9 protein-coding genes and 1 pseudogene are annotated in these 11,369 nt (G+C 38.4%); 5 read left to right on the top strand and 5 right to left on the bottom strand.

Annotation, left to right across the window (positions count from 1 at the left end; genetic code table 11):
* Nucleotides 1-158 precede the first annotated feature (158 nt).
* The 3 genes from ACIR310F_RS0100145 to ACIR310F_RS0100155 form a co-directional block, all read right to left on the bottom strand.
* Entirely contained in the window at nucleotides 159-1,847 is a 1,689-nt protein-coding gene (locus tag ACIR310F_RS0100145; protein ID WP_028082081.1) for an NAD-binding protein, read from the bottom strand.
* A gap of 215 nt (nucleotides 1,848-2,062) precedes the next feature.
* Nucleotides 2,063-2,230, bottom strand: coding sequence for a hypothetical protein (locus ACIR310F_RS25030; RefSeq protein ID WP_155963546.1), 168 nt, complete (start codon nucleotides 2,228-2,230; stop codon nucleotides 2,063-2,065).
* Nucleotides 2,231-2,639: 409 nt separating this feature from the next.
* A complete protein-coding gene (locus ACIR310F_RS0100155; protein ID WP_028082083.1) occupies nucleotides 2,640-4,232 on the bottom strand; it encodes a peptide ligase PGM1-related protein in 1,593 nt (530 codons plus the stop codon).
* Nucleotides 4,233-4,556: 324 nt separating this feature from the next.
* Here ACIR310F_RS0100155 and ACIR310F_RS0100160 point away from each other — a divergent pair, with 324 nt between their 5' ends.
* From ACIR310F_RS0100160 to ACIR310F_RS0100175, 4 genes are all read left to right on the top strand, one after another.
* Complete coding sequence (locus ACIR310F_RS0100160) at nucleotides 4,557-4,814, top strand: hypothetical protein (RefSeq protein WP_028082084.1); 258 nt, start codon at nucleotides 4,557-4,559, stop codon at nucleotides 4,812-4,814.
* A 576-nt stretch (nucleotides 4,815-5,390) separates the two neighbouring features.
* Complete coding sequence (locus tag ACIR310F_RS0100165) at nucleotides 5,391-6,875, top strand: site-2 protease family protein (protein WP_028082085.1); 1,485 nt, start codon at nucleotides 5,391-5,393, stop codon at nucleotides 6,873-6,875.
* A gap of 398 nt (nucleotides 6,876-7,273) precedes the next feature.
* The gene (locus tag ACIR310F_RS0100170; RefSeq protein ID WP_028082086.1) at nucleotides 7,274-8,461 is read left to right on the top strand and encodes a class I SAM-dependent methyltransferase; all 1,188 of its coding nucleotides are present in this window, start codon (nucleotides 7,274-7,276) and stop codon (nucleotides 8,459-8,461) included.
* 362 nt (nucleotides 8,462-8,823) lie between these two features.
* Nucleotides 8,824-9,702, top strand: coding sequence for an NAD(P)-dependent oxidoreductase (locus tag ACIR310F_RS0100175; RefSeq protein WP_028082087.1), 879 nt, complete (start codon nucleotides 8,824-8,826; stop codon nucleotides 9,700-9,702).
* Here ACIR310F_RS0100175 and ACIR310F_RS25035 read toward each other — a convergent pair.
* Nucleotides 9,689-9,865, bottom strand: coding sequence for a hypothetical protein (locus ACIR310F_RS25035; RefSeq protein WP_155963548.1), 177 nt, complete (start codon nucleotides 9,863-9,865; stop codon nucleotides 9,689-9,691). The two genes, ACIR310F_RS0100175 and ACIR310F_RS25035, sit on opposite strands and share 14 nt — an antisense overlap.
* Nucleotides 9,865-10,380 carry a single-stranded DNA-binding protein gene (locus ACIR310F_RS0100185; RefSeq protein WP_028082088.1) on the bottom strand — a complete coding sequence of 172 codons (516 nt, stop codon included), beginning with the start codon at nucleotides 10,378-10,380 and terminating at the stop codon, nucleotides 9,865-9,867. Before ACIR310F_RS0100185 ends, ACIR310F_RS25035 begins: the two co-directional genes overlap by 1 nt.
* A 647-nt stretch (nucleotides 10,381-11,027) precedes the next feature.
* On the opposite strand from ACIR310F_RS0100185, the pseudogene ACIR310F_RS26475 reads away from it, so the two are divergent.
* Nucleotides 11,028-11,369 (top strand): annotated as a pseudogene (locus ACIR310F_RS26475) (hypothetical protein); the annotation flags it as partial.

Consider the following 11,369-nt stretch of genomic DNA (forward strand, 5'->3'; position numbering starts at 1 on the left):
TGCCCGCCTATCTCTACCTTACCCAGATCATATATACTGTAATTTCAAATAATTTTCAATTTTTTTCGCATTTTATGAGTTAAGAGTATTGACTTGCGGCTGGGAATTTGCTATAATAAATCCTGATAAGGAAGAACTGTCTCGCCATAAAAAATATCCTAAACCCCAATTCCCCGTCCCTCTTCTCGCCATAATTGATTTAACCTAGTAGCTGGCATAGTTAAATACAGAACATCACCAGGGGCCAAAATAGTTTCCAATAAATCCCAGCCTTGGACAGTTTCATGATTGATTTCCACATATAAAGGCACAAAATCCGCAGACTTAGCTACATCCTTCACCCACTCATCACAAAAAGGGTGTATAGGTGTAATCACAGTCGCAAAAGCTACCCATAAACTATCGGCGATCATGCCATTACCAATAATCCTACCACCAAGAGCCGCAGCAGCAAAAGCAGGAGCGGCTAATTCAGCGGGACTGAGTACAGCTTCAAAGTCAAATACCTGTTGCGCTATACCGGCGAAATCAGGATCAGCATAGTTGACAATTACAGGAATATTTGGCGCTAAAGCCTTAGCTTTGAGAGCAATTTCCAAATTCGTGGCATCATCACTAGTAACGGCTAAGACTGAGGTAGCAGTATTGATGTTACTCCTTTGTAAAGTAGCACGGAAACTAGCATCAGCCAGGATCACAGGAATACTCATGTCTCTAGCAGTAGTTACAAATCTGTTATTAGCGTCTGTTTCAATTACTACTACTTCATGGCCACTCAGATGCAGTTGTTGAACAATTTTAATACCAATACCACTTAATCCACAAACAATATAATGATGACGTTCAGGAATTCTGGCCGCATCTAAAAATTGCTTTAAACGACTACCCAGAATAAAATCTGTTAGCATAGCATACCAAATCCCAATCACCGCCGCCCCAATGAGCATAATCACAACGGTAAATAATTTAATACTATCCGGTGCATTTTCTACCACTTTATCATTGCCACCGGCTCCCGTAATCATGCCCACAGCAAAATATAAGGCATCTATAAAGGAGATACTATGTTTAGTGGAAATATAAGTAAATGTAGATAGTAGAATAATTACTAATAGTGCAATGGCCATACCAGTAACAGATTGGGCGTGCTTCTGAAATTCCCTGATATTGGCAAATATTTTGACCAGTTTTCTGATTAGTGATTTACGCGGTTGACGAATGCGCGGTTGTGTGCCTATAATTAAGCGATCGCCTACTCTTAATTGTTGTTCTGATAAAACCGCAGAAACTAAATTCATTTTTCCCTGCACAGGTACATAATAAATTAGCATCCGCGTAGGATCTTCCCATAAATCACTCAGTTTTTTACTTTTCCAAGGATGATTTTCGTGAATATATTCCTCCTGAATTGGCCAAGTTTGCTGGAGTAATTTAATTTGTCCAATAGCTTTATTTCCCAAAGCTGCAAAAGTAAATACTGGTGCTGCTAAACCAACAACACTCATACTTAAATGGTTTGACAAGGTTTGATCTAAACGCTCACCTAAATTTGTATTATAAAAACGATTAATAATCCGAATTTGCGGGTTTAAAACTCGTGCTTGCATCATAATTGACAAATTTAGCGCATCCTCGGTAGTCGCAATTACTAGAGTATGTGCTTCTTTAATTCCCGCTGCTTGCAGGGTAGAAGCTGCTTGTAACTCACCAACAATCACATTAGCAGCAGTTTCCCCAGAAACGGGTTGGTGGTGAATACCTACAACGATAGCACCCTGTTGTCTCAGTAATCGTAAAATCTTATATCCAGTACGTCCTAAGCCACAAACAATAATTCGAGGTTTCATACAACAGCAGCATAAAGCATAATATTTTATTTGTATAAAGGGCTATTACTTATTACGAAATAATTAGCAGGAAATAGGTAATAGGGAATAGGTAATAGGTAATAGGTAATAGGAAATAGGGAATAGGTAATAGGTAATAGGTAATAGGTAGGGCTTGCTGATAGCGTAGCGTGGCGTTAGCGATATAAACCTAAAACCATTTATTAACAAAGGTTTTAGCGGATTTTTACCACAAAAAAGTGCAAGGTTTTGGCTAATGGTGTTTCAAAATGAATTGCATTTTTCTTTGTCGGATTTGGAAAATTGAGGATATCCAGACAGTTAAAACTGTTCCCTGTTCCCTGTTCCCTGTTCCCTGCCCTCACAGACAACTTTTTCAGCAAGCCCTAGGTAGTAATATTGAAAGTCTTGATCTGATTAATTCTGACTTTCTTTTATTAATCTCTATTATTGCTCAATTTGCCTGATAATAACTGTAACTGAACACACGATATTCACTTGATAGAAAATTAAAAATTAAACTGCATAGAATATACAGCACTTCCCGGTGTTATGAGGTACATATCTAGCGGGCAAGATGCCCGCACCACAAGAGTTTCATGATTCAACTTTGTACTTCATCAGATCGGAAACCGCTGTATTTCTAGAATAATTGACCGCAGATAAACGCAGATAAATAGGGATGATGATTATTCTGTGCAGTCTAACATAAAATTAGTATCACATACTTCTATTTGGAAATATTTGGAAATTTTCTCAAGTCATAATTTTATATTTCAGTTAGTATTTCAGTTAGTAATTATATCCATCCCCATTCATGGCAAAATTGTCATCAGCGAATATAGCATGATTATTATCATCGCTAGTTTCTTGATCAAGAACTTTGATAACTTTGTTATAAATATCTTCCGCTTCTTGGGGAGAATCACCAATACTTGTTAATCCTAATTTACCAAATTGGGAAAGACAACCCATGAGATGAAATACCGTACCTGTCTCTGTGCCACTATCAAAATGTAGTCTATAATGGGCGATAATATCCATTAAGTCATTCGGTAATAATCCTCGATAACTGTCTTTTTGTAAGTTGTCTGTAGCAATATAATATTTAGGTCTTCCCTGTTGACTATAAAATAAACCATTGGTTAAATCGTAACGACCATTAGTTAATAATTTTAAAGTCATAAATGGGTGAGTTGTTCCTCCTTTACGCAGGTTAATTTCAATGGCTTGAATATCCCATTCACCATTACCTTTGTCAACAGTAACAAAATCCACTGCAAATCTTTCTAAAGCCCCTTTTTTCGCCAATTTTTTGCCGACTTTTAAGCCTAATTCCTGTAATTCACAGCGATAATTTTCATCCGCAGGAAAGCGACAACCTATATAAATTTGTCCGTCTGGTCCTCCTAATATTTGATCATGGGTAGAGAGAATTTCTACCTCTCCAGTGGGTGTAATTCTACCTTGTACACTGGGAGAATCCTTGACTTCTCCTTCTATAAAAGCTTCCACTATTGCACCTAATTCGGGAATACGTTGAGAAAAATTTGCCCAGGTTTCTTGTGAGGATTGAAAACGTAAATTTAGGAAGCGATCGCTAATTGCTGCTACTCTTTGATTATGATCAGCTTTCCCCGGTGCAAAATTCATTATTGGTCTTAAATCTAAAAGTGCATTTCCTTCTCCTGAAAACCCTTCATTTAACTTAATTACCATTCTTTGTAATGTCGGTTGACGTTCCCACAAATCAGCCCCAGCATTAGCTAGATCTTCGCAATTTCTCACTAGTTCACTACCATCTGGAAAAGGTACACCACTTTCTTGAAAAATCTGTCTACTCCCGCTTTTAGTTCCCCAAATTTGCAAATCTGGTGCAGCAGCATATAAAGGTACACCCAATTTTAGAGATAATTCCGATTCCCAAAATGTGGAATTATAACATACCATAAAAGCTTTATCTAACCGCAAGGCTTTATGAATTCTTTCCAATAACCGGGGACGTTCTAATATTTTTTGACTTAGAGGTTTTAAAGAAGCATCATACGTCGAAAGTAGTAATAAACGATGACGAGCATGAGAAAAAGGAATACCAGGAAGTAATTGCAGATAATAATCAATAATACTGGGATGCAGTGGCATTGATGTCACATAAATTAACCTAGTCCGGGGATTTCTTAACCGCATTAATGAGAAAAGTAATCTTTCCTCATAGTGTTCACAGCCTTCTACCTTGAGTAATTCCCGTTGATCTATACTCAAAGAAGGAATAATTAAAATATCCGCTTCGCTATTGTCGAATAACTCGCTAGTTTTCCAGCGATCGCGTAATGTTAATTGTAAGTTACGAAATTTATCAATATTATCAATATTTAGTGTCACCATATCCCCATCCCAATATGATCACCGATTTATATTTAATAATATACCCTAAGATAGAGCATCAATAGCGATCGTTAATGTATCTTTTTGTAACTTAATTCAAGATAAATCCCAAATAAATTACAAATAAATTAAGAGATAAAAATCTCCTCTTCCTCCACCTCTGTGTTCTCTGTGCCTGGAGTGGTTCGTTAAAAAAACTACAGACTTCCACCGAAAAATTTGTAACTTAATTACTAAAAACTTCAGACCAGAGAGAGATAAATAAATATTTAATAACTAATATTATCTACAAATAAGAATAAATAAATAATAAAAAATCCACTTATGGTATCTTCACAACCATTACATGATATAGAACTAGTAAATTGTGCCAGAGCAAATGCTAACCAGGGCATAGAAGCCGCTGCTTACCAGTGTGGTTATGGAGATAATATTAATGCATTTGCTCAAGAATTATGCCAAGCGTGTGAAAAAATGAATTTACAAGTTAAAGAACTCAAAGAACTGATTACCGATCAGGATATAATCTTAAAAATGGGTTCTAGAGAAATTATTGCCCCTCAGACAGTATCAGAATTTTAGAGGATGTTTTAACACTCTGCTCCTATGCCGAATTTCATAACATAAAAATTGTATTTTGTCAACTCTTTAAACTCTAAATCGTAGTCAGGACTTTAGTCCTTTCCTGAGATTGTAGTCAGGACTTTAGTCCTTTCCTGAGATTGTAGTCAGGACTTTAGTCCTCTCCTGAGATTGTAGTCAGGACTTTAGTCCTCTCCCCCAGACGCTACATCAACAAAATAAGGGCTAAAGCCCTGACTACCAACAAAAAATTAACGATAAGTTATAATTTTGTGTGACAATTAATTATATAATTCTTTTGTGTGTCGTGTCACCACAACGCAGTTTGATCAGAAAAGAATAAACAAAAATAAACTTACTTAACTTATTTATTGATTTTATCCTCAAAAACGGTAAAATATGGTAAAATTTATAAAAAACAAAAAACAGACTTGTTCTAGTACACAAAGGCTGTCGTCAACCAAACATTAAAAATTTGACAAAAGCTTGTGTAATCTGCTTTATTTAAGTTTTAATTTTTAATTTTTAATTCCGCACTGCGGTACTAGCTTCGGTCTCAATAGCAAAGGTTTAGAGATGTTGACTTCATCGGAAACTCCTATAATTGCAGCCATTGTGCTGATAGCGTCCGGCATTTTAGGCTGGGGCTTTTATCGTGCCAGACCCTTTGGTAAACTGGGAATCTTGGCCTGGTTACAATCTGTCGTTTTAATGACTCCCTGGCTTTTGTTCTTTGGATTATTTGCCCTGGGGATTTATGTTAACATTGTCGGGATCTTATTCTCAGTGATAGTTTCCGCTGGATTGTATATTTTCCTGGGTAGAAAGTTGCGCCAAGCAGGTCAAGATGCTATTCTCAAGCAACGAGCCACAGAGCGCCTCGCTGCTCAAAGTTCATCAGCAGCCGATAAAAATATCCCAGCCGTGGTAGAATTACAGTCAGAACCGACTCCCATACCTGAAGCTGATTTAAGCTTAATTCGCGGTATTTTCGGCATTGATACATTTTTCGCTACGGAAACTATTCCCTACCAAGAAGGAGTAGTTTTTAAAGGTAATTTGCGCGGAGAACCAGAGGCTGTTCACAACCGCTTAACGAAGAGTTTGCAAGAACGGTTAAATGATAAATATCGGCTGTTTTTGGTAGAAAATACTGACGGTAAACCAGTAATAATTGTTCTCCCTAGCCGCACTGACCCCCAACGGACTCAATTAGGACAAAAAGTCTTTGCAGTGATTTTGTTGATAGCAACCATGGCTACAAGTCTAGAAGTGGGAGGTATATTACAGAATTTTGATTTACTCAGTCACCCCGAACGTTTTGCAGAAGCTTTACCTATTGCCTTGGGTTTATTTGTCATTTTCATATCTCATGAAGTCGGACATTGGTTGTTAGCACGTCGTCACCAAGTACGGTTAAGTTGGCCGTTCTTTTTACCAGCGGTGCAAGTTGGCTCTTTTGGGGCAATTACTAGGTTTGAGTCCCTTGTCCCTAACCGGAATGCTTTGTTTGATATTGCTTTGGCAGGACCTGCTTTCGGTGGCATTACTTCCCTGTTATTATTGGTGGTAGGGTTGTTGCTTTCCCACCCCGGCAGTTTATTCCAATTACCAAATCAGTTTTTCCAAGGTTCTATTTTAGTCGGTAGTTTAGCGCGGGTTGTCCTCGGTTCTGCCCTACATTCCCCTGTAGTCAATATTCATCCTTTGGTGATTATTGGTTGGCTAGGATTAGTCATTACTGCATTAAATCTCATGCCCGCTGGACAATTGGACGGGGGGAGGATTGTACAAGCTATTTATGGTCGCAAAACCGCAGGTAGAACCACTTTTGTGACCATAGTTTTACTCGCTATCGTATCCCTGGGTAATCCCTTGGCTATGTATTGGGCAATTCTGATTCTGTTTTTACAACGGGATTTAGAACGTCCTAGTCTCAATGAAATTACCGAACCAGATGATGCTAGAGCCGCTTTATGTCTTTTGGCTTTGTTTTTAATGATTACTACTCTTTTACCATTAACTCCCGCTTTAGCTGGACGTTTGGGTATTGGTACGTAGGTATATTGTCAAGAATTTCGGGGTTGAGTCATGGCGGTATGAATTATTTTTCGCACCAATATCTCCTTATTTCCCCCCCATACTCTGTGGTGTGGGAAGTAATTACATAAGGTGCTCCCTGCCATGAAACAAGAGCCAGAGCCTCTTAAAAGCATTCCCAGTCAGAGACGAGATATGTCCGAGACTGGGAAAAAGATACAGAAAAATACTTCCATTTCATCCACAAAAACTAGATCATCTGCTGTGCCAAACCATTACACAAAGTGCTATATCAATTACAAATTAACCTGAATGCAAAGGTTGAATATCTACGAGTGGGAACACAACAGGTGATATATCTAATGTCTGAATATGTGTATATTAAAAGAATTATTAGTTAATCATCAACTGTAAATTTTATGGATTCCCATTTGCTACTATGTCAAGCTATAGCTGATCGTATTATTACTAATTCTCAGCAAAGAATTACCTTTGCGGAATACATGGATATGGTGTTATATCATCCAGAATATGGCTATTATGCCAGTGATGCTGTAAAAATTGGATTTCGAGATAGTGACTTTTTCACATCTGCCAGTTTAGGATCTGATTTTGGAGAATTACTAACCAGGCAATTTTATCAAATGTGGAAGATTTTAGATCAACCCATATCTTTTAATTTGGTAGAAATGGGAGCAGGACAAGGCATATTAGCCTCCCATATACTCAACTATGCAAAGCAAGAATACCCAGACTTTTTTGCAGCGGTCAAATATATTATTGTTGAAAAATCACAAAGTTTAAAACAAGAACAACAACAACGGTTACAAGATTTTTCTGTAGATTGGTGTAACTTGGAAGAAATCACCCCCAATTCCATTATTGGCTGTTTCTTCTCCAATGAATTAGTGGATGCTTTTCCAGTCCATCAATTTATTTTAGATGGGGGGGAATTACGGGAAATTTACGTTACTGTTGAGCAAAAACCGGAGGAAGAAAATTCTGCTTTACCTATATTTATGGAAATCATGGCAGAACCATCAACACCACAATTAGGAGAGTATTTTAAATTAGTGGGAATTGATTTAAGCCCAAATACTTATGAAAATGGCTATCGCAGTGAAATTAATTTAGCAGCTTTGAACTGGTTGGGTATAGTAGCAGACTGCTTGCAACGTGGCTATGTGTTAACAATTGATTATGGCTACCCCGCACATCGTTATTATCACCCTAGACGAAATCAGGGAACTCTCCAATGCTACTACCAACATCGTCACCATGATCATCCTTATATCAATATTGGCAGACAAGATATCACCGCCCATGTTGACTTTACAGCCTTATCATCCTGGGGTGAAAGGTGTGGACTCAAAAAAGTTGGTTGGACGCAGCAAGGCTTATTTTTAATGGCATTGGGAATAGGTGAAAGATTAGCTGCTCTCTCCTCCCAAAAGCAACCAATATCACAGTTGCTACAGCGACGGGAAGAATTACACCAATTAATTAATCCAGGGGGACTAGGCAATTTTGGAGTTTTGGTTCAAAGTCGAGGACTAACTGCACAAGAAGCATCACAACCACTCCAGGGGTTAATTGTACCAGAGTAGAGATTCCAAAGTAGAGATTAAGGAGAAAGATTAAAAATCTCTTTAACAATTCTGTATCAGTCTTGTTTGGACTAGCATAACAGAGATGACATTCAAATGACAAATCTACCCCAGAAAAATAATTATGACTGCTCATGATCTGTTAGTGCTAGTAACTCTATTGTCTCCCGGCATCTTACTTTCCGTGATTATTATGGTGACTTTTGCCGCTGGAGGCTAGTACCGCTTCGCGGAAGTCAAAAGTCAAAAGTCAAAAGTCAAAATTAATTAGGTATGGGTAATAAATTCTTCCAATTATCCGTACCCACTGACAATTGACCACTGACAAATAACAACTGACCATTGACTAAGGAACGTGAAACATGAAGGTGGCATTTCTGGGAACTGGATTGATGGGACTACCGATGGCTCAAAGGTTATTAGCAGCCAATATAGAGCTAATTGCCTATAATCGCACCCCAGAAAAATTAGAACCGCTACGGGCAGCAGGGGCGGAAATTGTGACAAAACCGCGGGAAGCCATCCGCGCTGCTGACTGTATAGTCCTAATGCTTTCTAACGCCGCAGCTATTTATCATGTCTTGCTGACAGATACCTCTTGGCATACTTTATCAGGACGCAGCATCATTCAAATGGGGACAATTACCCCCGTAGAAAGCCAAGAAATCAGAGATGCAGTAGTTGCGGCTGGAGGCGAATATATAGAAGCGCCTGTCCTCGGTAGTATTCCCGAAGCTAAAACTGGCAAATTAATCGTCATGGTAGGTGGAGAGGAGGAACAGTATCAACGTCATTTCCCACTCCTCCAACATTTTGGAGACAATCCTGTATACATAGGACCTGTGGGTACTGCTTCTACCCTCACCCTAGCACTCAATCAACTCATTGCTTCACTGACAACTAGCTTTGCTCTCAGTCTGGCTTTTATCCAGTTGCAAGGTATTGATGTTGATTTGTTTATGCAAATTCTGCGCGAAAGTAAACTTTATGCTCCCACCTTTGATCAAAATTTGCGCCGGATGTTAGATGGTAATTATAATAATGCTAACTTACCGACAAAACAACTGATCAAAGAAATAGATTTATTTATCTCTGAAGCTAAATCCTTGGGTTTGAATCTCAGCAGTATTGAGGGTGTAAGGCAAATCTTACACGCGACTATGAAAATGTCTTATCCAGAAGATGATTATTCATCCGTATTTCCAGCAATTCGGGAATGGGGTGAAGTCAGTGGGGGTTGAGGTAAGCTGTTACCCATTTAAATTTGATCATCTTCATCTGGCTAGATATTGTGGTGCGGGCATCTTGCCCGCTAGAATCATACAAATTAAATACAGTACAGCTTAATAGAGGACGACCAACATTTTCGGGAATTAAATGTGCTTTTCCTAAAACCCTTTCCACTAAAACGGGATATCATCAGGATCGGGTTCTGCTGTAACTCCTACAGGGGAAGGAGACTGCACCGGTGCGGGTTGGTATGTCCGTTGAGTGGCTGTTACCTGGGGTTCATTTTTTTCAGCAGGGGCTGATGGGGGGGTTGATTCATAATTCGTCGGGCTGTAGGTTGGTTGCGCTACGGGAGTTACTGCTGCTGCTGGTGAACTGGTATAAGTACCTTGTCCGATGGCGTGAATCTTTTGCACTGTCAATTCTGCGCGTTTTTCCTTAAATCCTTCCGGGCGATCAATTGTATTCATACTTAAGCGCCCTTCTATAATAACGCGATCGCCTTGATGATAACTTTGGTGAATCTCTTTTGCCAAGTTTCCCCAACCTACAACTTTTAAAGGATGAGTTGGATCATCCGGTTTTGTTCCTGGCACATGAACGATCATTTCTGTCACTTCCAACCCATCTGGTGTATGACGCAGTTGAGGATTATCATAAATTTCCGCCATCAAAATACAACTGTTCATTACCTGCTCCTGATTTTCAATACTTTTTCTCGCTGTGAATTTAACTTCACGAGAAAATTTCTGCATAATTAATTACAGCATTTTTTATGTATTTATACCACACTCTGAATTAATCTACTCCTTTGCTCCTTTGCGTCTTGGCGCGAAACTTTGATTAAAATGCGGTTCATTTACCTAAAAATGGCTGTAAAACGATGATCATACTTACCGTTCCTGTACCGGAGGCAATCATCATCTTTCTATATTACAAGAATTGCGGCTCAAAGCCCTCATAGCACGGTGTGATATCACCCAAAAAGTTTTTCAGTAAGTCCTATATATTTATTCATACATTTACAACATAAAATTAATTTGTTTTAAATACAACTTTATTGATGCGTATATTTGCCCTTGATTTGAGAGGATTTACCCATTACGCAGCGAAAAGAAAACCACCTTTGGGTATTATCCTGTAAGAATAGCAGAATGTGTCACAAAAATTTTATTTAAGTCCTATTTTTGTGTCATGCAATATCTAAGATAAAAAAAATTACAAGTCATTCTTGATAAAAGCCGCTTTTTTTCAGTAATTTAACTAGTTGACAATAAATAACAGTACAAAGTAAGTTTATAAATATCTACAAAGCTTTACAAAAAGACATAAAAATATGCCGACTATTACAGGAACAGCAGCAGCAGCCCGCCTCACAGGTACAACCAGTGATGATACTATTTTTGTTAACGTTATTGGTACAGCCAATAATGACACAATTACTGGAGATGATGGCAATAATACACTAATAGGGAATGCCGGTAATGATACCCTGAATGGTGGGGGAGGAAATGACCAGATTTTTGGTGATTTTACCTCTGCTATTACTGCTTCTATTTTCACCTATAATGGCAAATTTTACCTCTTGAGTAATGCAGGTACTTGGAAGCAAGCACAAGCACAAGCGGTTACTTTAGGTGGTAATCTTGTTACCGTTAATGATGCTGCGGAAAATCAA

Origin of the sequence: Dolichospermum circinale AWQC310F, from assembly GCF_000426925.1 — a bacterium.
GTDB classification, from domain to species: Bacteria; Cyanobacteriota; Cyanobacteriia; order Cyanobacteriales; family Nostocaceae; genus Dolichospermum; species Dolichospermum circinale.